The organism is Candidatus Synechococcus calcipolaris G9 (assembly GCF_029582805.1).
Lineage (GTDB): Bacteria > Cyanobacteriota > Cyanobacteriia > Thermosynechococcales > Thermosynechococcaceae > Synechococcus_F > Synechococcus_F calcipolaris.
In genome coordinates this window covers 45061-68657 of the sequence record NZ_JAKKUT010000002.1, presented here as the reverse complement: position 1 = coordinate 68657, position 23597 = coordinate 45061, and the positions used below count along the sequence as shown (strand labels likewise).

Annotated in this window: 21 protein-coding genes, 1 tRNA gene and 2 pseudogenes; 8 read left to right on the top strand and 16 right to left on the bottom strand. The window is 47.9% G+C overall.

What is annotated here, in order from left to right:
- Positions 1-250 precede the first annotated feature (250 nt).
- Entirely contained in the window at positions 251-1474 is a 1224-nt protein-coding gene (chlP, locus tag L3556_RS03040; RefSeq protein ID WP_277865839.1) for a geranylgeranyl reductase, read from the top strand.
- A gap of 34 nt (positions 1475-1508) precedes the next feature.
- Here the strand turns inward: chlP and L3556_RS03035 are convergent, their stop codons facing one another.
- The 6 genes from L3556_RS03035 to L3556_RS03010 form a co-directional block, all read right to left on the bottom strand.
- Positions 1509-2084: a 5-formyltetrahydrofolate cyclo-ligase gene (locus tag L3556_RS03035; protein WP_277865838.1), complete on the bottom strand. Its 576-nt coding sequence runs from the start codon at positions 2082-2084 to the stop codon at positions 1509-1511.
- A 196-nt stretch (positions 2085-2280) separates the two neighbouring features.
- Positions 2281-2916: a CatB-related O-acetyltransferase gene (locus L3556_RS03030; RefSeq protein WP_277865837.1), complete on the bottom strand. Its 636-nt coding sequence runs from the start codon at positions 2914-2916 to the stop codon at positions 2281-2283.
- 15 nt (positions 2917-2931) lie between these two features.
- The gene (locus L3556_RS03025; protein ID WP_277865836.1) at positions 2932-3369 is read right to left on the bottom strand and encodes an NUDIX hydrolase; all 438 of its coding nucleotides are present in this window, start codon (positions 3367-3369) and stop codon (positions 2932-2934) included.
- A gap of 38 nt (positions 3370-3407) precedes the next feature.
- Positions 3408-6041 carry a replicative DNA helicase gene (locus L3556_RS03020; protein ID WP_277865835.1) on the bottom strand — a complete coding sequence of 878 codons (2634 nt, stop codon included), beginning with the start codon at positions 6039-6041 and terminating at the stop codon, positions 3408-3410.
- 46 nt (positions 6042-6087) lie between these two features.
- A complete protein-coding gene (gene rplI / locus L3556_RS03015) occupies positions 6088-6546 on the bottom strand; it encodes a 50S ribosomal protein L9 (protein ID WP_277867585.1) in 459 nt (152 codons plus the stop codon).
- A gap of 126 nt (positions 6547-6672) precedes the next feature.
- Complete coding sequence (locus tag L3556_RS03010) at positions 6673-7467, bottom strand: pentapeptide repeat-containing protein (protein WP_277865834.1); 795 nt, start codon at positions 7465-7467, stop codon at positions 6673-6675.
- 132 nt (positions 7468-7599) lie between these two features.
- Here L3556_RS03010 and larC point away from each other — a divergent pair, with 132 nt between their 5' ends.
- Positions 7600-8862: a nickel pincer cofactor biosynthesis protein LarC gene (gene larC, locus L3556_RS03005; protein WP_277865833.1), complete on the top strand. Its 1263-nt coding sequence runs from the start codon at positions 7600-7602 to the stop codon at positions 8860-8862.
- Between the two features lie 9 nt (positions 8863-8871).
- Here the strand turns inward: larC and L3556_RS03000 are convergent, their stop codons facing one another.
- The 3 genes from L3556_RS03000 to L3556_RS02990 form a co-directional block, all read right to left on the bottom strand.
- Positions 8872-10035 (bottom strand): energy transducer TonB, encoded by a 1164-nt coding sequence (locus L3556_RS03000; protein WP_277865832.1) that lies wholly within the window; start codon positions 10033-10035, stop codon positions 8872-8874.
- Positions 10036-10106: 71 nt separating this feature from the next.
- Complete coding sequence (locus L3556_RS02995; RefSeq protein ID WP_277865831.1) at positions 10107-10349, bottom strand: CRR7 family NDH-1 assembly protein; 243 nt, start codon at positions 10347-10349, stop codon at positions 10107-10109.
- Between the two features lie 14 nt (positions 10350-10363).
- Entirely contained in the window at positions 10364-11188 is an 825-nt protein-coding gene (locus tag L3556_RS02990) for a sterol desaturase family protein (RefSeq protein ID WP_277865830.1), read from the bottom strand.
- Between the two features lie 64 nt (positions 11189-11252).
- On the opposite strand from L3556_RS02990, the gene L3556_RS02985 reads away from it, so the two are divergent.
- The gene (locus tag L3556_RS02985) at positions 11253-12278 is read left to right on the top strand and encodes an ABC transporter permease (RefSeq protein WP_277865829.1); all 1026 of its coding nucleotides are present in this window, start codon (positions 11253-11255) and stop codon (positions 12276-12278) included.
- A 29-nt stretch (positions 12279-12307) separates the two neighbouring features.
- Here L3556_RS02985 and L3556_RS02980 read toward each other — a convergent pair whose 3' ends face one another.
- Complete coding sequence (locus L3556_RS02980) at positions 12308-14275, bottom strand: DNA polymerase III subunit gamma/tau (RefSeq protein ID WP_277865828.1); 1968 nt, start codon at positions 14273-14275, stop codon at positions 12308-12310.
- Between the two features lie 76 nt (positions 14276-14351).
- Here L3556_RS02980 and L3556_RS02975 point away from each other — a divergent pair, with 76 nt between their 5' ends.
- The 3 genes from L3556_RS02975 to L3556_RS02965 all read left to right on the top strand — a co-directional run bounded on the left by L3556_RS02975 (position 14352) and on the right by L3556_RS02965 (position 15778).
- Positions 14352-14678, top strand: a complete 327-nt coding sequence (locus L3556_RS02975; RefSeq protein ID WP_277865827.1) for a hypothetical protein — start codon at positions 14352-14354, stop codon at positions 14676-14678.
- Between the two features lie 24 nt (positions 14679-14702).
- Positions 14703-15671: a stage II sporulation protein M gene (locus L3556_RS02970; protein ID WP_277865826.1), complete on the top strand. Its 969-nt coding sequence runs from the start codon at positions 14703-14705 to the stop codon at positions 15669-15671.
- Between the two features lie 33 nt (positions 15672-15704).
- Positions 15705-15778 (top strand) — tRNA-Pro (locus L3556_RS02965).
- A gap of 536 nt (positions 15779-16314) precedes the next feature.
- On the opposite strand, the pseudogene L3556_RS16280 reads toward L3556_RS02965, so the two are convergent.
- Positions 16315-16461 (bottom strand): annotated as a pseudogene (locus L3556_RS16280) (transposase); the annotation flags it as partial.
- A gap of 97 nt (positions 16462-16558) precedes the next feature.
- Between L3556_RS16280 and L3556_RS02960 the strand changes: the two are divergent.
- Positions 16559-16681 (top strand): hypothetical protein, encoded by a 123-nt coding sequence (locus L3556_RS02960; RefSeq protein ID WP_277865825.1) that lies wholly within the window; start codon positions 16559-16561, stop codon positions 16679-16681.
- A gap of 55 nt (positions 16682-16736) precedes the next feature.
- Here L3556_RS02960 and L3556_RS02955 read toward each other — a convergent pair whose 3' ends face one another.
- Genes L3556_RS02955 through L3556_RS02945 form a run of 3 tightly spaced genes read right to left on the bottom strand, consistent with a single transcriptional unit; the run spans position 16737 to position 20857 of the window.
- Complete coding sequence (locus L3556_RS02955; RefSeq protein WP_277865824.1) at positions 16737-17666, bottom strand: hypothetical protein; 930 nt, start codon at positions 17664-17666, stop codon at positions 16737-16739.
- Between the two features lie 14 nt (positions 17667-17680).
- The gene (locus L3556_RS02950; RefSeq protein ID WP_277865823.1) at positions 17681-18724 is read right to left on the bottom strand and encodes a hypothetical protein; all 1044 of its coding nucleotides are present in this window, start codon (positions 18722-18724) and stop codon (positions 17681-17683) included.
- A gap of 9 nt (positions 18725-18733) precedes the next feature.
- Positions 18734-20857, bottom strand: coding sequence for a GTPase family protein (locus L3556_RS02945; protein WP_277865822.1), 2124 nt, complete (start codon positions 20855-20857; stop codon positions 18734-18736).
- A 670-nt stretch (positions 20858-21527) separates the two neighbouring features.
- On the opposite strand from L3556_RS02945, the gene L3556_RS02940 reads away from it, so the two are divergent.
- Positions 21528-21794 (top strand): hemagglutinin, encoded by a 267-nt coding sequence (locus L3556_RS02940; RefSeq protein ID WP_277865821.1) that lies wholly within the window; start codon positions 21528-21530, stop codon positions 21792-21794.
- A 178-nt stretch (positions 21795-21972) separates the two neighbouring features.
- Here the strand turns inward: L3556_RS02940 and L3556_RS02935 are convergent.
- Positions 21973-22851 (bottom strand): annotated as a pseudogene (locus tag L3556_RS02935) (IS982 family transposase).
- A gap of 68 nt (positions 22852-22919) precedes the next feature.
- The gene (locus tag L3556_RS02930) at positions 22920-23342 is read right to left on the bottom strand and encodes an NUDIX hydrolase (RefSeq protein ID WP_277865820.1); all 423 of its coding nucleotides are present in this window, start codon (positions 23340-23342) and stop codon (positions 22920-22922) included.
- Between the last annotated feature and the right edge of the window lie 255 nt (positions 23343-23597).

Here is a 23597-nt window from a genome sequence, read left to right as displayed (position 1 = left end):
TGAGGCTTTTGGGTTAGGTGAGGCCAGTCTTGATTCTCCACGCTGTAACCCTAGGATACCGTTTCTTTTACTTTTAGGGGAAGAGTTCTCCTGATTTATGCCAAAAGTACGCGAAAAGTACGATTATACCCCCAGGAAAATTACGGAGTGTTACAGTTTACTGCCGGATGCTATTAAACCATTGAAGGAGCAAAATGGCCGTGATACCATCCAAACTGTTGATCGTTTCGCAATCATTGGGAGAACTCCGTTGTCACTTCGGGTTGCAGTTGTCGGAGGGGGCCCGGCTGGTTCCTCTGCCGCAGAGATTTTAGCTAAGGCCGGTATTGAGACCTACTTATTTGAACGCAAACTAGATAATGCCAAGCCCTGTGGTGGCGCGATTCCCCTATGCATGGTGAGTGAGTTTGATCTACCTCCCCAAATCATCGATCGCCGGGTGCGGAAGATGAAAATGATTTCGCCGTCTAATATTGAGGTGAATATTGGTCAAACCCTCAAGGATGATGAATACATTGGTATGTGTCGCCGGGAAGTCCTAGATGGTTACCTCCGCGATCGCGCCGCTGGTTTTGGGGCTACGTTAATCAATGGCACAGTTTTCAAGTTAGAGCAACCCACGGAAAACGATAAGCCCTATACCCTGCACTACGCCGATCTCAGCGAGGGCGGCCCCGAGGGCAACAGCAAAACCCTAGAGGTGGACGTGGTGATTGGGGCCGATGGTGCCAATTCTCGGATTGCCAAGGAAATTAAAGCCGGGGATTACAACTACGCCATTGCCTTCCAGGAACGCATCCGCTTACCTGAGGACAAGATGGCCTACTACGATGAACTGGCGGAAATGTATGTAGGCAATGATGTATCCCCGGATTTTTACGCCTGGGTCTTTCCGAAGTACGATCACGTTGCCGTGGGTACGGGCACAATGAAGGTCAATAAAGACCGGATCAAGGAATTGCAGGCGGGAATTCGGGCCCGGGCCGCCGCCAAACTCGCTGGTGGGCAAATCATCAAGGTAGAAGCCCACCCCATTCCCGAGCATCCACGGCCGCGGCGGGTTGTCGGTCGGGTTGCCCTTGTGGGAGATGCGGCCGGAACGGTTACAAAGTCCTCTGGGGAAGGGATTTACTTTGCCGCTAAATCTGCGCGGATGTGTGCCGAAGCCATTGTCGAATTTTCCAATGGTGGCCAACGGATTCCCAGCGAAGCGGATCTGAAGGTGTATCTGAAGCGGTGGGATCAAAAGTACGGCATGACCTACTTGGTTTTAGACTGGCTGCAACGGGTCTTCTATCGCACCGATGCCACCCGTGAGGCCTTTGTGGAAATGTGTAGCGACATGGATGTGCAAAAGCTCACGTTTGATAGCTATCTCTATAAAACCGTGGTGCCGGCCAATCCCTTGGTGCAGCTTAAAATTACCGCTAAAACCATTGGCAGCCTCCTGCGGGGGAATGCCCTAGCTCCCTAGGTTTGCTTTTGCGTTGATTTTTACCAGCCCTACCCTAGATCATAATGGTGGCTTCTTCTGTGCAAACGCCATTTAAGGGGATATCCCAATCATGGTGGGGCAACCGCTCCAACAGAGCAAAATGAAACAGGAGGCCAATGCGGGGAATCCGCCGCCAAGCTGAATCCATAAACAGGCGATCGTAGTAGCCGCCACCGTAGCCCAATCGATAGCCCTGGCGATCGCCGGCCACACAGGGGACTAAGACTAAGTCCACCTGCTCTAGGGTAAGTTCTTGCCAATCTAAATCGGGTTCTAGAATGCCAAACTGACCCGGAGTGAGCCGATCAATGCCCGGTTGGTAATGATGCCAAGTCAGGTTTTCTCCCTGGCAGCGGGGCAGTCCCCAGATTTTGTGACTGTGCTGGAATAACCCAGCGAGATCCGGTTCACGGCGATGGCTCATATAGGCCAAAACCGTAGTTGCCCGTTGAAAATCCGGCAGCCTGGTTAGACGCTCCCAGAGGCGATCGCTGTGATGATGCCAGTCCTGGGGCGAGAGGCTTTGGCGTTGATGGAGCAGCCGTTTGCGTAGTCGTGATTTTTCTTGGCTGATTCTATCCGGTGCCATTCTTTATGCCCGATACCCACAAAAATGTCAAATAGCTATTGTTACTCATTATTAGGACGGGGTGCAGGGGTGGAACCCCTGGCTGGGGGCTTCGCCCCCACACCCCCCTTATCCGAAATGTCCTAAGGAAACAGGCGACAGCTATACTTTAATATCAAAATTTTCCTGGTTTAAGGCAAGATCAATCCCTTGGGGGTTAGGTGCAGCCTTTGAGGCGATCGATATCCCCACCAACAATCAATTCCAGGTTGCGGCTAATTTTTTCCCGGGGCCAATCCCACCAGGCCAGATCTAAAAGTTCCTGAATGACCTCCGCCCCAAAGCGATAGCGAACGACTCGGGCCGGGTTACCCGCCACAATGGCATAGGCCGGGACATCTCGACTCACCACCGCCTTTGCACCAATAATGGCTCCCGAACCAATCTGAATCCCTGGCAGAATCAACGACTGGTAGCCCAGCCAAACATCATGGCCAATCACAGTATCGCCTTTGTGTTTAGGGGCAGGCCGCTGTGCCTGAAGTCGTTGCCAATCTTGGCCAAAAATTTCAAAGGGATAGGTGGAAAAACCATCCATACAATGATTTGCATCATTCATCATAAATGTCACCCCTTGGGCGATCGCACAGAACTTGCCAATAATCAGGCGATCGCGACTAAAGGGATAATGGTAGAGGACGTTTCGCTCAAAGTTGACCGAATCCAATGGATCATCATAGTAAGTATAATCACCAACAATAATCTGGGGATTTTTAATCACATTTTTAATAAAACAAACCTGGGGAAATTCAGGTAAGGGATGAATTTGATCGGGATTAGGGTAAGAATTCATCATCATCATTCAACATCAATAACGTGCAGGATTGGGTCGATTTCCGCTGGTGCGATAGTGATAGTAATCCTGGAGGATAACGCCATGATCAAAACAGAGGATTTCTGGTAGATTTTCTAGGGTAAAAATGCCGACATGTTTGGCATCATCCGCCGCTTGGGGCGTACCCGTAGCAGTCCCAATAAACACAATGCTAATGGTATGTTGACGCGGGTCGCGATCGGGACAGGAGTAAACGTAGAGCAAATCCCTTAGGGTGACATCCAGACTAATTTCCTCCTTGGCTTCCCGGCGTGCAGCATTTTCTACCGTTTCACCGTAGTCCACAAAGCCACCGGGAATGGCCCAACCCAGGGGGGGATGCTTACGCTCAATTAAAATAATTGGCTGACCGGGGCGATCGCTTAGCTCGATGATCATATCAACGGTGGGGGCAGGGTTACGATGGGCCATGAATTTGCCAATGATGTTAGTAATATTAATTTTTAATCTTAATTTTGCTGGGCGAGGTTTTCAAAACGAGTGTACTGGGGATCAAATAACAGTTTGACCGTTCCCACGGGGCCATTGCGATGTTTCGCTAAAATCAATTCACAAATGCCGCGATCGGGGGTGTCCGGGTTATAGTATTCATCCCGATAGAGTAATATCACTAGGTCTGCATCTTGCTCAATGGAATTATGTACAATTATATTGTTAGCTACAAAGTTGTGATGCTTAGGAACGGTTAAATCATAAACCTCTATTTCGCCAATAAACTCAATTTCTTTAATTTTGTCCCAATAAATATCACTATTTGCTAATTGAGCCAGGGACTCTGAATTTAATACATCTGCGACTTTCTGGCATCGTTCTCGGCTCAGATTGCTTCTATAGAGACTTGTCCCACAATAGGAGATCCCTAAACTAGACTGTAATTGCCGTTCTGTCGTTCCAGTTTTTTGCATGGCTGGTTTAACATATAATTGCCAAACATCTTTAGGTACAATGTCTCGATTGGTATTGCTTTGACAAGAGCTTATTTGATGGTTAATATTTTGCAGAGCCTGCTGACGGCGAGAGCCTAGGGCACCAATTTCATGAATAAATCGCTCTAAATCCTGTTTTCCACTAATTAAAACATGAAATTGACAGCGACCTTTACTGCCTTGGGATACCGATCGTAAAATTGCATTAATTTCAAACCGCAATAGTAAAGATTGAACATCCCTAGCAAGTTGGTAACTACTGGTTGCATAAAAGATTTGGGGGTGGCGATCGCTTTTGTGATGAATACATCCATCCGTTGCCCAGAGATGTTTGAGAAATAGGGCAATTGAATCTTTGGGTTGGTTGAAAACAGACCGAGGGATGAATTTTTCGTGAGATCGTTTACCAAAAAGCTCTAATTCATCTAACCACGCAGCAATTGGATTTCGTTGTCCATGGGTCAAATGTTTATCTGCTGCGAGATAGACTTGATACCAATTTCTTTCAGGAGCAATGCGTGGATTAATTTGATGCTTAAAACTATATGATACTAAACGGACTACTTCCTCTGCTAATTCTAATTCCTTAGTTGTGTACTGAATACTATGACGAGGTAGGGTACAGCCATCACCAATCAAATGTCCTAATAAAGCTAACCGTGTATGTTCCAACGATGTATTTTGTCCGATGGAAATTTTCCTGGGTAGGGCAATATATGTACCTACCTTAAGTTGATCCAGTCGCTGCCAGCCATGAATGGTTAAAAATGGATGATTTGCCGTTGCTTTAATAGTCCGTCCCAGTTGGGTTGTAAGCTGCCAAACGGGTTTGATACCAGTTGCAAAAGCATGACTAACAATAGCTGGTACCAACTTTCCAGTGGTTTGATTCAGTGACCATACCTTAAAGCCGGATTGCCCCACTAAGGACTTCAGGGGGACAATCTGCCCATTGTCAGCTAGGGGAATAAGCGTATCCCCAGTTAAGCAACCTGACTCGCGAAGATCTGACATTAATGGGCGTTTATTTTGCCGAGCTTCTACCCCCCGACTTAACTGGGATAGGGCAACAATGGGGACATTTAACTCCCGGGCTAATCCCTTCAGCGATCGCGTGATTTTGGACAATTCCTGTACCCGGCCCTCCGTACCATCATCACTGCCCATTAACTGTAAGTAATCAATTAAAATCAACCCTAACCCCTGGGGATGTTCGGCTTGTAATCGCCGAGCATTGGAGCGAATTTCCCCTAGGCTGGGATTGGCCGTATCGTCAATATAAATGGGTAACTGGGAGAGGACACCGATCGCCCGACTCAGGGGTTCCCACTGGTGCTGATTAATGCGGCCGGCCCGGAGATAATTACTATCAATGCGAGCTTCGCTGGCTAAAAGTCGCTGCACCAGTTGCTCCTTGGACATTTCCAAACTAAAAACCGCTACCCCAAGATGGTGAATTTCCGCAATGCGGCGGGCAATTTGCAGGGAAATGGCGGTTTTCCCCATGGAGGGACGACCGGCAATGATAATCAGATCCGATCGCTGAAAACCCTGGGTTAAATTATCCAGATCATAAAAATTACAGGACAGGCCCGGCTGAATATTTCCGATCGCCCGTTGCTCTAATTCCGTAAAGGCACGGGTAAGAATCTCCTCCGTCGCCGTTAATCCCTGCTGTACCCGATCCTGGGTGACGCTAAAAATCTGTTGCTCGGCCTGATCCAGAACCGTATCTAAACTGGTACTGGCATCGTAGGCCATCTGCACCACATTGCTCCCCACCTCAATCAGCTTACGCCGGAGATATTTATCCTTAATCAGCAGGGCATAGCGATCGATATTGACGGCACTGACGGTACGATCCACCAGTTCAGCCAATTTGTTTTGTCCACCAATCTTGTCTAACAGCCCCTGATCCTGCAACCAAGCGGTGACACAGAGGATATCCGTCGGACTGCCACGACCATGGAGGGCCAAGGTTGCCCGATAAATATCCCGATGGGAGCTTAGGTAAAAGGCATCCACCGGCAAAATGTCCGCCACGCGGGCGATCGCCTCCCCATCCAAGAGAATACCCCCCAAAATAGACTCCTCCGCTTCGAGGTTCTGGGGGGGTAGGGAGGCAACATCCGGGCGGAAACTAGGTTCCTGTACCATTATTTTTCCAGACTATGGGTTTACCCAGATTATTTGCTCATCCAGACTATTCCGGCACTACCAACACTTTGACAGTGGCGGTGACATCGGGATGGAGTTTGGCCTCGACAGTATAGGTTCCCAATTTACGAATATCCGGTAAGGTCATTTCCCGGCGATCTATGGTTTGTCCGGAGATGGCTTGAATGGCATCGGCCACATCCTGGGCCGTGACACTGCCGAAGAGCATCTCTTTTTCACCAACGGGCATGGCAATGGAGTAGGTTCCAATGGTTTCCAGGGCAATTTTTTGCTTTTCCGCCACGGATTTTAACTCAGCCAACCGTTGCTTTTCCTGGGCTTGCAGGCGTTCCACCCGCTTGAGGGCACTCGCAGTAGCTGGTTCTGCCATCCCACGGGGTAAAAGATAATTTCTGGCATAACCAGGGGCAACGTCAACCACCTGTCCCGATCGCCCTAATTTTGACACCGTTTCATTCAAAACGACTTGCACCCGCTTTCCCATGGGTTGATTCCTAGATTTAATGATGTACAGTAGATCAATCTTACCGTACAAAACTTGCAAGCCCCACTTGCAACCCTCGCCACTTTGATGGGGGGATTAGGGGCGGGGTGATACGCGCAGGGAGTGTCAACGAATCACATCACTGAGGTTGGCTGACCGGAGTTGGGCGTAGTCCAAGTTGGCCTGGGTTAAATTGGCTTGGGTTAAATTAGCCTTGACGAGATTGGCCCAGCAGAGAAGGGCGTGACTGAGATTCGCTTTCACCAAAATGGCTTCCGCTAAGTAGGCTTTCGTGAGGTAGGCTTGCTCTAGGTTGGCGCAGTAGAGATTACAGCGATACAGGTAGGCTCCCTCTAGGGCAGTTTGGCATAGGGTGGCACGACTCAGGGTGGCATAATTCAAACTGGCTTGAATTAAACTGGCACCGCTCCAATCGGTATCACTGGCCTGGGCGTGGTTTAGGTCACTCCAGCGCAAATGACTATGGCGGAGGTCGGCCCGGTTCAAATTTGCCCAACTTAGATCCACCTGCTCCATCTGGGCCCGTTGCAGATTTGCCAACGTCAGGGTAGCCCGCTGTAAATTGGCCTCACAAAGGTTCGCCGCAACGAGGTAGGCGGAGTCCAATTGGGCTTCATGGAGATCGGCCCCCCTCAAATTGGCTCGATAGAGGTTGGCCTGACTTAAATTGGCATCTCTCAGTTGGGTATTACTTAAATTGGCATGACTGAGATTAGCCCCACGAAAATTGACCCCCTTTAGGTTGTAGCTCCGCAAATCCAGACCCGCTAAAGCCGCTTGGCTCAGATCAGGCGGGTGATTGCCATGATGGGGATGGGAGCGTTTGCGGGATTTACGCCAATCATTCCAAGCTTGGGGGCCGTCGTTCAATCGATCTACGGCATGGATGTTAGGAATCACTATGGCCTATTTCCACCTATCAAAACCTATTAACCCTATTAACATGGACTAAATTGAATGACCATGATTTCATTGCCCCTTTGCCCCTGAAACTAGACTATCGTAGAAAGCGGGTGAATTTGAGTAAATGCGATGGCTCTGGTGGCCTACCTAGATTGTCCGGCGGGGATTGCTGGGGATATGTGCCTAGGGGCATTGCTAGATTTAGGCGTTCCCCTGGACTATTTGCGGCAAGAGTTGGCCAAGCTCGGCATTGCCCCAGAATTCAGCCTCAATCAGGAAACGGTTTGGCGACAGGGACAGCGAGCCATTAAGGCCCATGTGCATCTCCACCATGCCCCCAGTGATCATACCCCCGCTGACCATACCTCTGGCCATGATCATGCCTGCGATCGCCATGGCCGCCATTGGCCCGAGATTGTCCAAATGATTCAGGGGGCCAATTTACCCGAACCGGCCCAAACCTGGAGTCTAAAAATCTTTCAGGAATTGGCGATCGCCGAGGGTAAGGTTCATGGGATAGCTCCAGAAGCGGTTCATTTCCATGAGGTGGGGGCGGTGGATGCCCTCGTGGACATTGTCGGAACCTGCTTGGGCCTGGCCTGGTTGGGGGTAGAACGGGTCTATTGTTCAGTCCTACCCACGGGGGGCGGGACGGTGCGGGCAGCCCATGGTCTTTTACCTGTGCCGGTTCCTGCGGTCTTGCAGTTGTGGCAAACCCATCGGGTTCCAGTCCATGACAATGGTATTGCCAAGGAAATGGTGACCCCTACGGGAGCGGCGATCGCCGTTGCCCTAGCCCAAGGGTTTGGCTCCCCACCGGCCATGACCCTAAAACAGATTGGCCTAGGGGCCGGTTCCCAGGATTTTGCCATACCTAATATTCTGCGGATATGGCTAGGGGAAACCGAAACCGCTGATCCCGAAAATGTTCAGGAAAACCTGCATCAAGAAACCATTATTGAATTGCAGACCCAACTGGATGATCTCTCCCCCCAGGCGATCTCCTATGCCAGTGAACGATTGTATCAAGGGGGGGCAGTGGAGGTTTTTCACCAAGCCATTGCCATGAAAAAATCCCGCTTGGGTGGATTGCTCACAGTGCTATGTCCACCAGCCGCAGAAGCGAATTGCCTCGCCATCCTATTTGCGGAAACCACCACCCTGGGGATTCGCCGCCATGCCCAGAGTCGTTATATCCTCGATCGCTACCTCAAAACCGTGAAAACCCCCCTGGGCCCGGTGCAGATCAAAATTGCCTACTACCAGGGCAACGTCATTAACCTACAACCGGAGTACGAAGATTGCGCCAGCCTGGCCCGACAACACCAGCGGCCGTGGCAGGAGATTCATCAATTGGCGATCGCCGCCGCCCTAGACCAGCTAAGCGACTAGGGAAACCTGTTAATTGTCTGGGGGCAGAACCTCATTGCCATTACCATTTGCTCCTCCATTTTCTGCCCCTATATCCTCCTCGGTCACGGGTTCTTGGGCGGGAGGACTGGGGGAGTCCGTCGGTTCTTGGGCCGCCGGAGATTGCGGTGGGGGGGCATCCTTAGGGAGAGGGGCCGCTGCTTCACCATTGCCACCATTGGCCGCCGGAACATCCGTACCGCAGACCTGGGGGGCATACTGAAAATCGAGGGTATAGGCGAGGGCTTTGTACTGACCCGTGGCCTGGAAATTTTGACTCATCACCGTGGCGATCGCCACATCATCCAACAACCCATAACCACTGGTGCGAATTAATTGGGGGTTTTGGGTTAATAGGCCCGTGGATTGGGCCGCCCCCGCAGCCACCAATTGGCCATCGGGATCAATTAAGACGGCAACGGTGGCCTGACCCTCAAGGCGATCGGGGCAGGCTTCTTTGGGATAGGCATAGGTAATCCGGCCACTAAAATCAACGGCCACATTATTGCTATTACTACTGGCCCTGGCTTGGGCAACCCAACGGGATAACCCGGCGATCGCCTCTTGGCTATTGGTGGCCGGGGCTGGGGGCTGTTCATCGGGATCGATTGTTTCCGGAGTAGCACGGGGAGTCACCAAATCCGGAGCAACGGCAATGAGATCGGGATTTTCCGGCATGGGAATGCGGATCGGCGGGGGCAAGGGCACATTGGGCAACAACCTGGGCGGAAACTGGCTAAAGCCAAAGTCTAAGGGGGGCAAATCCTCTAGGGGTGGCAGGGGAGGCAGCGGGGCTAGGGGAGGTAGGGGCGCAAAGGAAAAGGGTGGGGGTTCAATGCCGGGAACATTCAAGGGGGGCAAGGAACCTTGGGGCGCAAAATCATCGAGGGGGGGGAAGTCCGTGGGCAAAAGGGGTTCAATGGAGGGGAGTAGAGCCTCCTCTTGGGGGGTAAGGCTCACTAAATCCACCACCTCTGCCACCTCAGGGCGACGCACCTCGGATCGGGGTAAAAACATGGTGAGGAAAAAGAGACCATGGAAACCCACCGATGCGATGAAGGCTAACCGCCCTGCCCCCAAATAGGACAAATAGGGAGATGAAGCCCCGACTAAACGCTGCCAAAGCCCCAATACCGGGGATGTAAAGCGTAACATCAGCCAATCCTCACATTTCAACGATTGATCTTTTCAACGATTGATCTTTTGATCTTTGACCTACTTCCAGGTTACTTTTCTAGCCGTACAGCATACCAATGGATAAACCGCCCATTTCCTAAGTCTAGTTCACACCCCGTTTCCATTAAGTGGGCCGCTTGGGCAGGAATTTCCACAATGGAACGTAAGTCGTAGGGTAAATCATCCTGTTGCTGTCCTAAACAGGCTTCCAATTTGGCCAGAAGCTCGGAGGGTGTCAGTAAAACTTCTCCCTGATCCGGTTCTAAAACTACGTACATCTCTTGGCTATACATTCCTGAGAACCTCGCTAGAACCTCAATGGTGCTTTGCTGCTGATGGTCGGTGCTGTCTTTTCATCAAATAAAGACAAATATTGCGGGCTTTCCGTTCCCATTAACTGGTCCCAAAACGTAAAGTACAGGCCGTAGTTATAACGAAACTGACTGTGATGGAGGCTGTGGTGGGTGGCCCCAATTAAAAATCGCCCCAGCCAATGCCGGGAACATCCACGGGGGTATATCTCTAAATTGAGATGGTTAATCACACTGGAAAACGTCATGAGGGTTAATTGAATCACAATAGCAAAGGGATGGAGGGGCAAAAATAGAAGAACCACGGGCAAAAAGATCGCCTGTAACAAGGCTTCCCAGGGATGGAAGGAAAAGGCCGTCCAGGGGGATGCCACTAAACTATCGTGGTGGACTTGATGGACTTGGCGATAGATCTGGGGCTGGTGCATCCAGCGGTGTAGCCAGTAGTAGTAGGTTTCATGGAGAAAGAGAACAATTAGAATGCTGATCCCAAAGTAAATATAATCTCCGGGGCCCTCCAGCGTGAGATAAATGGCGGTCATATTCCATTGCCATAAAACCGCTGCGATCGCCCCTGCTAGGGCAAAAATTCCTGAGGTGAGGATCGACCAGCCCATTTCCCGGAAAAACTGCCCGCGTTGGTAGGGCCGTAAATTCACCCGTCGCCGCCGCCAAGGGGTGAGCCGCGCCCCGTAAAATAGCACCATAAAAACTGCGGCAATGACAAGGTAACGACCCGCCACCATCAGAAACATGACCCCGACCATGATCAAGAAAATATCGGGGTGACTAAGGGTATAGGGCAGCATAGGGGATGACATAGTCCCGCCGGTATCCTAACAAAAGTACACTAAACTAACTAATGCCGCTGTCCTAAAATTCGCCATGTCTCGGCTCCGTGCCCTCCAAGCTTATATTATCCTCCGTCTTCTCCTGGCTCCGTTAATGCTCTGGACAATTGTAACGGTGGTTTTCCTGTTATTGCGGGCGACCCCTGGGGATCCGGTGGATGCCATTTTGGGGCCTCGCGCTCCGGCGGCGGTCAAGGCGGCTCTGCGAGATCAACTGGGCCTATCCCTTCCCCTGTGGAAACAGTATTTTAACTATCTGGGCCAGCTCCTGCAATTTGATTTGGGAACCTCCCTCACCAGTCAGGGAGAGGCTGTCACTAAAATTATTGGGGATTACTTTCCGGCAACCGCAGAGTTAGCCCTCTACAGCTTGGCGATCGCCCTGGTATTGGGCCTAGGAATTGGCATGGTTGCGGCGGTGCGATCCGGTAGTGGCTGGGATTTGGGGGGGCGACTCTTTGGCATTATCACCTATGCCTTGCCCCTTTTTTGGATTGGGATGTTGCTGCAACTGGTCTTTTCCGTTGAGTTGGGTTGGCTACCCTTGGGAACCCGCTATCCCATCACCTTGACGGCCCCGGCCGGCCCCACTGGCCTTTATACCCTAGATAGTTTACTCCGGGGGAATTTGGGGCAGTTCTTTACGGCACTCTACTATTTAATTTTGCCCTCTGTGACGTTGGCGATCGTCCTCAGTGGTATTTTTGAGCGCATTGTCCGAGTCAGTCTCCGGCAAACCCTAGATGCCGACTATGTGGAAGCGGCCCGGGCCCGAGGCATTCCAGAGATGAACATTTTAGTAAACTATGCCCTGAAAAATGCCCTCATTCCCGTGGTTACGGTTTTGGGATTGACCCTCGCCAGCTTATTAGGGGGGGCGGTGCTAACGGAAGTCACCTTTTCCTGGCCAGGTCTAGGGAATCGTCTCTATGAAGCCATTTCCCTGCGGGACTATGCAACGGTTCAAGGGATTATCGTCTTTTTTGCCGTCATTGTTGTCACCGCCAGTATTCTCATTGATATTTTGAATGCCTGGATCGATCCGCGAATTAGATATTAATTAAGTTTTCCCCAAGGCTTAGTCAGGGATTATTCAGGATCATCTTGGTTCTCATCGCTGTCTAGGGCCGCCATATCTCCCTTAGGGGAACCGTCGTCGCTGGCATCACTATCCTCTAAATTTACAATGGCACCATTAAAAAATCGAGCAAGACTGCGGGCCGAATCTAGGAGGGGATCCCCGGCACTACTTAGGGAGTCTGGAGTGAATTGGCGCGTTGGCGAGGTGGATGTTGGTGAGGTGGACGTTGGCGGCGGTGCATTGTGACTGCCCGAAATGGGGCGATCGCCACCGGGGGCTTGATCCCTAGGAACAGGACGATGGCTGGGTGGGGCAAAGGAGGGAGGGGGAGCCGTAGATTGATCTTGAACTGCACTCGTTTCCAGGGCGATCGTCAGTTTAACTTTAATTTTTTGCTGAAGAACCGTAGAAAATGCCTCAGTAATTTTGTCCCCATAGGACTGGGTCATCTTTAGTAAGGCCGCTGACTTAATGCCAATGATCAGTTCCTTATTCCCATAGGAGAGAATGCGTCCATGCTGGGATAGCAACGCCCTGGTACTTACTTGAATCTGTTGTAATCCAGCCTGCCAAAGCTCCTCAAGGGATAGTTCCGGTTCTGGAGGGATTGGGGCCGTTGAATGGGTTGAATTTAGAGGATCAGGAACCCCCTTAGCCCTTGTCAGCTCAACCTCTGGGGTTGGAACCGCAGCAGGGGGAATGGGTTCTGGGCGGGGGAGCGGTTCCCCAGGGGGATCGGGTCGTTGAATCTGTTGCGGCGGGGGCGATATTGGTGGTGTTGGTGTTGGCGGTATCGGGACTACTGGGGTTTGGGGCGGGGGAGGTGGGACGGCACGGGGTGGCGAGGGTGTTTGAGGGGCGGGCGGGGTGGGGGAAGCACTCGTTTGGGGGAGGGATAGCAAGCCTAAAATAGCGACTTCTAACCAAAGGCGGGGTTGGGTAGTTTGCTTAACCTGAAGTTCACAACTGCGTAAATGCTCCTGTCCCGCAAGAATTTGGGCCACCGACCAATGGGTTGCTATATCCCTAAGGATTTGCCACGTCTCGTTGGTTAAAGCAACTAAATCCTGGCGTTGGGGAGCGGTTTTAGCAATGAGTAGATCACGATAGAAAGCGGTGAGATTTTGCAAAACCACAAGGGGTTCTCGCCCTCGCTCTAATAAGTATCGAGTTCGCTCTAAAACGGTTTCCGGATTTTGGGATTGAATGGCCTGTAATAGCTGAATCAGATCCTGTTCGGGAACCGAACCCGCCAGATCCCAAACTTTTTCAATGGTCACTTCTTCGCTAAATAGACTGAGTTGATCCAACATACTTTCGGCATCCCGCAGTCCCCCTTGGGCCAGTTGAGCCACTAGGGTCAGGGCGGTTTCCTGGATGGGAATCTGTTCCTGCTGGGCAATATAACGGAGATGATCCACCATATCTGCCAAGGGAATCCGTCGGAAATCAAAGCGTTGACAGCGGGAAATAATGGTGGGTAAAACCCGTTGGGGATCAGTGGTTGCCAATATAAAGACAACCCGATCGGGGGGTTCTTCTAGGGTTTTAAGGAGGGCATTAAAGGCAGAGGTACTTAACATGTGGCATTCGTCGATCGCATATACCTTGTATCGACATTGGACAGGGGCGAATTGGGCCTTTTCAATCAATTCCCGAATGTTATCCACCCCCGTATTGCTGGCCGCATCAATTTCAATGACATCTAGGGCACTGCTATGGGCAATCGCCCGGCAGACATCACACATCCCACAGGGACTCGGTGTGGGCACTGAACTTCCTAAGCAATTTAAGGATTTTGCTAAAATTCGGGCACTGGAGGTCTTACCCGTACCTCGCGGGCCGCAAAATAGATAGGCTGGCGCAATCCGCTCTTGACTGAGGGCATTACTCAAGGTGGTGGCGATCGCCCCTTGGCCGACTAAATCAGCAAACCGCTGCGGCCGGTATTTATGATGTAACGGTTCATAGCCCATTCTCGGCCCTTAACGAATAACTGTGCTGGTTGCTAGTACCTTGCCCTGGAAGGGATACCTCTGGCATGATTGAGCCATGAATAATCCTCTTTCGTCTTCCGTCCCCCCCTCAGATTCTGATCTAGCTGAGTTGAGCGATCGCATCTATGGGTTAGCCACCACCTATGGGAATAACACCGAAAAACTATTGGCTCTCCTCCGCTTACTAGAATACCTGCATCGGCAGATTCGGGAAGGAAACTTTCAGGCATCCCTACCTAATAATCGCCAAGCCCTTTATAATCTGCTGCGAATCGTTGAAAATGAGGGGGGCTGGCCCTACATTCCCCGAATGAAGCTAGAAGCCTTTTTGACGGCCGTTGAGCAAAAGTCTGTTGAGGATTCTCAAAGTGAGCCACAATAATCACCAAGATTGGGATATAGCACCGTGAATGTTCAACGCTGGCTGGTACGTCAGGAACCCCAATGGAGCGAATTGGAAGCCCTACTCAACCGCGCTGAAAAACGGGGGGTTAAAACCCTATCAGCGGATGAAATCTGCCAATTGAGCCGTCTTTATCGGATGGTCTCTGCGGATTTGGCGAGGGCAAAAACGCGACAGGTGGGCCCGAGTATTATTGACTACCTCCAAGGCCTAACCCTGCGAAGCTATAGCCAAGTGTATCAAGGGCGGAAACGGCAAGATTGGCGGGCGATCGTTGAATTTTTTCAGTATGGCTTTCCCCGGGTTGTTCAGGATACTTGGCTGTACACGGTGGTGGCGATCGCCATTTTTATCATCTCTGGAGCGATCGCTTGGTGGTATAGCTGGCAAGATAGTGAATTTATGGCCTTAGTTGTTCCACCAGACCTGATTGACCTCGTTCAAAATGAGGGCAAACTCTGGATGGGTTCCATTGTTGGCCTTGAACCCCTGGCTTCTAGTGGCATCATGACCAATAATATTAGTGTTACCTTTGCAACCCTTGCCGGAGGGATATTTGGCGGGTTAGGCACAATATATATTCTCTGGTACAACGGCTTACTCATCGGCGCAATCTCTGCCCTTGTTAGTCAAAATGATCTAGCCTATCCGTTCTGGGCATTTGTTTTTCCCCACGGCTCCTTGGAGCTACCAGCTATTTTCCTTGCCGGTGCAGCAGGTTTACTCTTGGGACAATCAATCCTTTTTCCAGGACGGTATAAACGTTTAACGTCCCTAAAACGCCAAGGAGCCTTAGCCATTCAACTGATGTTTGGCGTTGTTCCTCTATTGATTATTGCAGGCGTGATCGAGGGCTTTCTCTCCCCAAATCCTAATGTTCCCGATGCCGTAAAGTATGTTGTTGGCTTAGGCATTCTTGCCGCTCTCGGGTTGTATTTATTTTGGCCATTACCTAAAAGTAGATTCCCATGAGTCTCCCTGCAATGCTAGGATAGTAAAGCTTAACGGGGCGTAGCGCAGCTTGGTAGCGCACCACTTTGGGGTAGTGGGGGTCGTGGGTTCAAATCCCGCCGCTCCGATACCTTAAAAACCCAGTCCCAGACTGACTTTTAAGGAATTTCCCAACTTTCTAAATATCTTTTCCTTTAATGGAATCTTCTATCTTTAGGAAAGAAACGGTAGAAAATTGGTAGAAGTAGATAGAACGGCTTAACCCGCTTTTAGGTCATTGCCTAGTATCTTTTATAAGGTCTAGGAAAATGATTGAAGAATTAAGTAAAGAAGAACTAGAAGCATTACGCGCGGTCAAACGGGTCTATGGTCGTTGCTGGAAATCTCAATTAATCGCTGATTGGGGTAGCGGTCTTTACCCATCAGTATTCCAAGGATGTCAGCCTACATTACAGACATTGCGGAATCGCTACAGCCCGTCATGGCTCTACAAGCTACCTAAGAACTTCTAGGCAATCAATCATCGATAACACCCTTTTGGGCAGAAGTGTTGAAAGTCGCAATAAGACTTTACATATTGCAAATGAAATGATAGTTAGGACATATACCTGAAAGCTTCATCCACGGCATCCCACAAGAGATCAAACCGATTCAGGTTCTGACCCAAACACTGCTTTAACTGTGCCCAAAATTTCTCTATCATATTTAAGTCAGGGGAGTAAGGCGGCAAAAATAACAGGGTGCATCCAGCCTGTTCAATTAACTCTTGAGTCCGCTGTGATCGCTGAACGCTCTCCATTGCCATCGACATACCCCACGCCCCATGCCCTAGTTAGTTGTAAGGGTAAAAGCCCCTCCCTCAAAGGGTTCCAGCCATTCAGAAGGGGATTTGGTTGTAAGGGTGTCTTTTGAGCGTTGTTTTTTCCATGATGGAATATTTTCCCAATCATTCCAGCACCCACCTAGAGGCTATGCAAATCTGGCTCTTTATTCATGTAAGCGTCAAAACCTATACCCTGCAAGGCTTTTAGGGTTTCATTGTCGATTCATACCTATCCATTCTATTTGGAAATAATCGTCATTTTTTTAGTTCTCTGAATCACGCCGCTTTATATCATTAATTTCATTAAGGAAATGATTTAATTTCTTCTCGGCAGCTTTAATTATTATCTTATCGTAATCAGATAACCTATTTCCTGAATTGACTTTATCATGTAGATTTTGGCACTCAAAGACAAAGCGAGCTATATCAATATCCGTTTTAGATAACACAAAATCAATAGGATTAGGTATCATTTCTTCCACATTATTATCAGTAGTAGAAGGATTAGAGCAACTGAGGTGATAAGAAGCACTGAGGCTGGGATCCCTGTTTTTTTTTTTGAGTTGCCATCTAGAATCAGAAATTTCGGTAGATAAACTTCTCCATACAGATGGATCCTTTATCTTACTCTCCTCAACTTTTCCCGTCACCACTAGAAATTTTAAAATGCCATTTTTGGGCAATTCATACTCTCGTACTAGGTTGGAAAGATCACTCTTTAACCTTGGAGTGTTAGTTGCATACTTAGCCTTTAGTTCATCCTTACTTAAGGGATTAGATTGGATTGAATCTAATCTATCCATGCTAACAATATTGAGCAAACGTTCTTGGTCAAAAGTAAAGCCAGGATTAGAAACTTTCTCATCTTTGCAAATTATCTGATTTAATTTACCGGCCAAATAATTATCGAGAAATTCACAAGCAATAGCCCTCAACATTTTTTCATCTTCATGACCATTACTCTCTGAAATCCATAAAACTGAATTTCTGATCTTACGACCACGAAAATCTTCTCGATCTGACTCACTACCTGTGACTAATAAGGCTAGACGATTATCAAAGGAATATAAGATCAATGATGGGTATTCACTATCGATATAAGACTTATAATTTGCAACATCTGGAGGATCAGATGGCAGCCATGAGTAATCAGATTCAGGTGTAAAGCCTCTGCTTTTTACGTAAACTTGCATAAATGACTCCAATACTAATAACGATCTAATAAGTGATGTCCTTGAATAATTTCAAATGCACCAGAACTTTTACAGCCCTGAGAATAGTGATCGATTGCAGAAGTTAAGTGTGAATCACTTTTGAAAACTTGCCGAATTCCATCAATAATTTGATTTATATTAAAATCAATATTAAACAAAGTACGAATATAGTCATTGATGTTATCGCTGATTCCTTCATTAGGTATCTTCCACTTTCTTTGAGAGAGATGAAGCATTAACAAGAAACGCATTAAGTAGCGTAAAGGCTGATCGCTGTCTTTAGGAGCATATTCAGAACTAGGAGATGCTTTTCTAAATTTAAAAACTGGGAACTCATCATACATCTCAATACGAGAGAAAATAACACCACCAACAGTTTGAACCGGCAAAATGACAACAGCTAAATTTGAATCAATAGAATTTGATGAAAAAAGATTAAGTAATGGTGAGTACTTCTCTTTGATTCTATATACGAAATCTCTAGCCGATCTTTCAGTTTGCATATACTTTTCACAACGAACAGGAGCCATGATAATTAGCCGAGGAGAATCTAACCCTGCATAAGCTTCAGCAAACAAATCTCTAATTTGTTGGGGACGATTAAATTGATCGTGCCAGTGACCATCTCTTTCCATTAAGGCAGGCGAATCGATTGCCAACAAAACCGCAACACAATCTACTAACTGCTTAAGAATAAATTGATGATGATCAAAGTTCTCTGACGTATGATACCTTCCTGGATAGTCACAAAATTTCAATTCGAGAGATGGTTTCTCTCCCTTTCTTCCAACTCTGAATTTATAAATCTTGTCATCTTCTGTTCCTTGAATTCCACCCTTAACTGAAAACTGTGAGGTAAGGTTTTTTAACTCGATCAATTTATCTTGCAATATTCTTGAGGTTAAGATGTCAGGCTGAAGGTCTAATTCAATACCTTGATTTATTACTGAATTAATAAATTGTTCATACATCGATGTTAGTAGAGTCGTTTTACCTACTCCACTTGCTCCTAACATTGTAATTTTCAGTTCGTGCATATTTATCCTTTATGTGAATTGCATTAGATCTAATCTATTACGACTGAGAGATTCATCTATAGATTTCAACCACTCTCTTTTCAGTCGAGAATTTTGGCCTAGCTTCTCAAATTCGGATGTCCAGATGTCTGAGCGATTTTCCTCTAGAAATATTTGCCACTCATCTTTAACCCCTTCAGACCTTAAGACTCGATCTAAGAATTCTTCGACAATGGCATAGGCAGCTTGACTGGGTTCGGCAAGAATCTTTTCTACGCTTTCTTCGGAATCATACAAGGTTTCCTCGTATAGGATAGATAAAATCTCATGAATCTCACTAGCTGATGGTGTTTCTGAAAGCTGAACCGGAGCTTTATCGGGGGTAAGTCTATCAAGATTTTTACGAATACGGTGTTGAATTAATCCTCGATAGGATAACTCAAACGAAGCTAGTATGTTAAACCCTAATTTGAGTTGACCAAGTTCGTCGGGAATTAATGCCTCGATAATTTTGAGAAATTCAGTCCCCCTAGCGTCAGTAATTTTTCCCATTCGCCCATCTTGAATTAAGACTTCAGCAACCTCAGACTTAATATTATACAGAGAACGTTTAAGTCCATCATCTAAACTTAAAAAATGTCTGGATAGGTTAGCTCTAACCTCATTAAGATACCGATAGTAAGCATTTGGATAACCGCCTTCTCTATCTCGACAAATCTCGATTTGTTCAACTGAAGGAAATCGGGTATCTTGTCGGGCAGATGCTAAAACTATTTTGAGTTGTTTTTGTAAGTCTTCATCACAGCAGTCTCTGCTTTCTTCTAATTTATCCAGCAGCTTTCGTAACCCCCCTGTTAGGTCATCCCAGAGCTGGTTAAAGAGTTTAATGAATAGTGGGAACCAGCCATCTTTTTGTCCGCCAAACCCCATGGCTTTTTTAGCTTTCTCTAATTCAATCTGAACTTCACTTTGGATGCGAATGAGTCTATCTTGGCAGGCTTTGGCATAGCGTTTATCAAGAGATGTAATATTTTCTAGCAAGTAATTAAGGATTTTATCTAACACTTTTTGGTTAGCTTGTTGAGGATCAGCACAACTGGCAGTAATGCACTCAACAACATTAATATGGCTCGTTGCCAAGGAATTCGTCAAATCTTCACAATATCGGGCATTATCCCCAATCAGAGAATTTGCTGCTGTTTGATTCAGCACCATAAACGCCCAGTTATGAATGGGTAGATCAACCAAAGAAGCACGGGCCGTATCGTAAAGCTTCACATCCACATCAGCCCAGAAGTCCCCCGGTGGCTTAGGCATTCGGATAAATAGAACTACATCCACATCCTGCCCCAGAATCGTCATCAGCCGCTCGGCATCCCCTAACCCTGTATCCCCCAGTCCTGGCATATCAATTAGTGCTATCTGTCCCACATCCTCATTGGGGAAACCACAAACGACTTTGGCCTCCTTAACCGCTAAATAGTTGAAATAGATGCGTTCCCCGGCTTCATTGTCTTGAGCAACATATTCTCGAATTTGCTCTTTCGAGATTTGCTGAGGCGAGATGACGTTGAGCAGATGCTTGTATTGATCAAAATTGCTGTGATACTTACGCAGATGCTCATACATGGCTCCAAGCTCTGCAATGCCTTGCAAAGATTCGGGCAGTCCGGGTAAGGGGGTACGAGCAAAGCTATCCAGCGAAAAAGGGCGGCTCCCAAGTTGGAGTTTGTCATAGTAGGGGCCAATGACATCACTCAGAAACTCTCGCTCTGAATAGAACCAGACTTCCCCATAGGTTTTAACCCCAGGGTTGTGATGAATGGTGCTGCGAACTCCGGTGCAGTGAGAGCGATCTCCCGATGGAATTTCCGCACTGGATAAACCAGAGAGTGTCTGTAGGAGTCGGCTTTTACCCTGCCTCGCCCGGCCAATAACACCGATGTTAAGCGTATTCCGAGAAAAGCGAATTTTCAGCTTCCCTAAAACAGCAAACTCAGAACTGATCTCATTTTGAAGTGCAGTTAGGTTGATCTCCTGAAGTCGCCCCGTGGTTTCTAGATCATCGGATTCTGAAAATAGTTGTATTCGGTGCTGCTCTAATTGCCTCAAGGCTGAAGTCAGGGACTGGAGATTACCCATGACTTTATCCACCTCAGCCGCCAAAGGTTTTCTTTTCTCAATGATGCTGGCAACCTGAGCGGCTCTACCCTGATTCATTTTTCGCCTATGTGTTTATGAGCTTTTTCAAGAAAATTTATATGAGACTAATTTTTTCCTAAAGTTTTAATAAATTAGACCATCATATCCTATTCTCAGGAATCCTCAAGGCAAAATTTCTTTAGAATATTTTTATATTTGAAAGAGGATCATGGCCTGGTTGGTCACTTCCCAGACCCCGATTTTCAGGATAAAACTTTAGCCATAATAAATTCCCGGATTTATATTCCTATTGTAAACCCATATCCCTTGCAATATAAGGGATAGAGCCGATTACGATATAAATGTAATAGAATTTTTAGGGATCCCAAGTACGACTAAAGTTGCAAAAGTCGTTACTCAAGTAACAGGTTTAGTAAATTGAACAATGTTGTGCAATGTTGATACTGCAAATCTATGGGATGTCCCATAAGTATCCTCCCCACGAGCGGGCGGGATGAAAGGTGTTGAACATTAAGCAGGCTTACGCGACGGGGCGATGTCGTCCTATGGGGTGTATCGTCAAAGTAGCGTGAGTTAATGAGCCATGAGTGAGCCAGCCACCAGGTCAGAGATAGGGCAAGTCCTAGATGCAGTGAAGTCCATGCAGACTGACATCAGGACTATGCAGACACAGATCCAAGATATGGACAAAAAGATCGATGTCCATGTTGCTCGAACCAATGAGCAATTCAACACGGTACGGGCTGAAATCAAAGCCGTAGACGATAAGCTATCGGGCCAAATCAAAGCCGTAGACGAAAAGGTAACTGACCTGCAAGACCGCCAAAAAACTGTAGATTCCCGACTATGGGGGTTCATTGTCACCCTCACCGGCGCGATCATTGCCTACCTGGTTAAGCTGTCATTTTTTGATCAGCGGTTGGGCTGATACGGAAAATAATCTTTTCTAGCCATTGCTAGATAATCGATACCGCACAAATACCGTGCATGGTGCAAAAATAATTCCTAAAACCCATATGGACAGGGACTTGATTACCACTTTGGGAGCGGGGGTCGTGGGTTTAAATCTCGCTGCGCCACTTGGGCATAATTAACGTGAGTTCGGTTTAAGCAACTGTGAGCAAATGGTGATCAATGGCAATGGAGGGCTTCTTCGGTTGGTGAGTATAGGCAATTAGCCCACAGACAATGTTCACTAAGCAATTGATCGGGGAACGGTGACGAGAGTGTTCAATTTGAGAAATGTTCTTCAACTGATCAATTACTGTCTCGATAATGGCCCGTTTTCTCAGCATCAAGCGATCGCTCAATCCCAACAAACGATTCTTCATGTTGCGTCGTAGCTTCGTGATCAGTTGTATCCCTGTTGCCTCCATCAACTATTTTGCCAATTTCTGGGAGATATAGCCCTTGTCTGCAAACACCTTGCCAAAGAGGTGTTTCAGCAGTTGAGGGACAGGTGTACGGTCATCTGTGTTACCTGGTGTGAAGGTGAAGTTGAGCAACTCTCCTTTGTCGTTGATCACCAGATGCAGCTTGAAGCCAAAGAACCAATCCACAGAAGTTTTACCGCGTGCCGCCAAGTTTTTAAACACTTTGTGCTGAGGGATGCGACGGTTGTGACAAACTTTGAGACTGGTGGCATCAAGAAAACTGATGCCTGTACAGTGGCCGAAGCAAGAACGGAGATAGGCACACAAGGGCAGCAGGGTGCTGGGTATCCACTCAACAAAACGCCCGTAGCTAACCAAGCCTGGAAAGGCAGAGCACCAGTGAGCGTGTACCTTCTCGGTGTAGTAAGCTTTGAAATTGCGATAGGAAGACTGGTGGAAGCCGATGAGAATCGTCATAATTTCGCTCAGACACAAACTGCGCCTTCGACTACGATGAGCGAGTCCATTGCCTAGCAACTGTTGCTGCCACATCGGTTCAAACTGTTGGCAGAAATCATCGACGTAGCAAAATAACTCTTCTAGACTAAGCATAGGGCAAGCAGAGGGATGAGAATTGAGCACTTTCAGCCTATCTGTTCTGCCCCTCTCTTATCCCGAACTCACGTTAAAAAATCCCCTAAAATGCGCCGATGAATGTCCCCAAGGGGCCGCTCCTCCCCGGCTCGATCAGAGTAATTCCAGCCCCTTTGCACAGCCGCCGCCGTCACCCAAGCCATATCCCAGCCTTCCCCCAGAACTAACTCGCTGAGATCAACGGTCAGGGGACTGGCAAAAATATGGCGAATCACTAGATCGTCACTGTACTGTCCCACAGGCTCTAGGTGGTCTGGACAATGGCCAATTTCCTCAGACAATTCTCGCTGTAAACCCTCTAGGGGAGTTTCTCCCACCTCTAGGTGCCCACCAAATAAGCCCCAATGCCCTGGATAGAGAATGGCTGGATTGTCGTCACGAAGTTGCATTAAGAGGCGATCGCCCTGGTAGAGAATAGCAAGAGCTACGGAAACACGCACTTGGGTCATAACTTTTAGGTCATTGCTTGAGTTATAAGAATTTCTAATCCCTGATCCAAAAAGTGTAAAGGACTACCTAACGACCATCCCATTCAGCTTAAGGTACAATAGGAAACATAATTGTTTTTGATTCGTCCTTCTACTTAGGTCGTTGAAGGCATTGCTACAGCGGGTTTCCCCCTTCATCTACTGTTGTTTTACCAGCTATAGATTTGACCCATCATTCACGTTTTACCCTAAATCTATAGATTTTGCTAATGTAAG

Bases quoted from the DNA above. Each gene is read 5' to 3' on its own strand.
- L3556_RS03035 (WP_277865838.1), bottom strand. From the start codon at position 2,084: ATGGCACCGGATAGAATCAGCCAAGAAAAATCACGACTACGCAAACGG.
- L3556_RS03030 (WP_277865837.1), bottom strand. From the start codon at position 2,916: ATGAATTCTTACCCTAATCCCGATCAAATTCATCCCTTACCTGAATTT.
- L3556_RS03025 (WP_277865836.1), bottom strand. From the start codon at position 3,369: ATGGCCCATCGTAACCCTGCCCCCACCGTTGATATGATCATCGAGCTA.
- L3556_RS03020 (WP_277865835.1), bottom strand. From the start codon at position 6,041: ATGGTACAGGAACCTAGTTTCCGCCCGGATGTTGCCTCCCTACCCCCC.
- rplI (WP_277867585.1), bottom strand. From the start codon at position 6,546: ATGGGAAAGCGGGTGCAAGTCGTTTTGAATGAAACGGTGTCAAAATTA.
- larC (WP_277865833.1), top strand. From the start codon at position 7,600: ATGGCTCTGGTGGCCTACCTAGATTGTCCGGCGGGGATTGCTGGGGAT.
- L3556_RS03000 (WP_277865832.1), bottom strand. From the start codon at position 10,035: ATGTTACGCTTTACATCCCCGGTATTGGGGCTTTGGCAGCGTTTAGTC.
- L3556_RS02995 (WP_277865831.1), bottom strand. From the start codon at position 10,349: ATGTATAGCCAAGAGATGTACGTAGTTTTAGAACCGGATCAGGGAGAA.
- L3556_RS02990 (WP_277865830.1), bottom strand. From the start codon at position 11,188: ATGTCATCCCCTATGCTGCCCTATACCCTTAGTCACCCCGATATTTTC.
- L3556_RS02985 (WP_277865829.1), top strand. From the start codon at position 11,253: ATGTCTCGGCTCCGTGCCCTCCAAGCTTATATTATCCTCCGTCTTCTC.
- L3556_RS02980 (WP_277865828.1), bottom strand. From the start codon at position 14,275: ATGGGCTATGAACCGTTACATCATAAATACCGGCCGCAGCGGTTTGCT.
- L3556_RS02975 (WP_277865827.1), top strand. From the start codon at position 14,352: ATGAATAATCCTCTTTCGTCTTCCGTCCCCCCCTCAGATTCTGATCTA.
- L3556_RS02955 (WP_277865824.1), bottom strand. From the start codon at position 17,666: ATGCAAGTTTACGTAAAAAGCAGAGGCTTTACACCTGAATCTGATTAC.
- L3556_RS02950 (WP_277865823.1), bottom strand. From the start codon at position 18,724: ATGCACGAACTGAAAATTACAATGTTAGGAGCAAGTGGAGTAGGTAAA.
- L3556_RS02940 (WP_277865821.1), top strand. From the start codon at position 21,528: ATGCAGACACAGATCCAAGATATGGACAAAAAGATCGATGTCCATGTT.
- L3556_RS02930 (WP_277865820.1), bottom strand. From the start codon at position 23,342: ATGACCCAAGTGCGTGTTTCCGTAGCTCTTGCTATTCTCTACCAGGGC.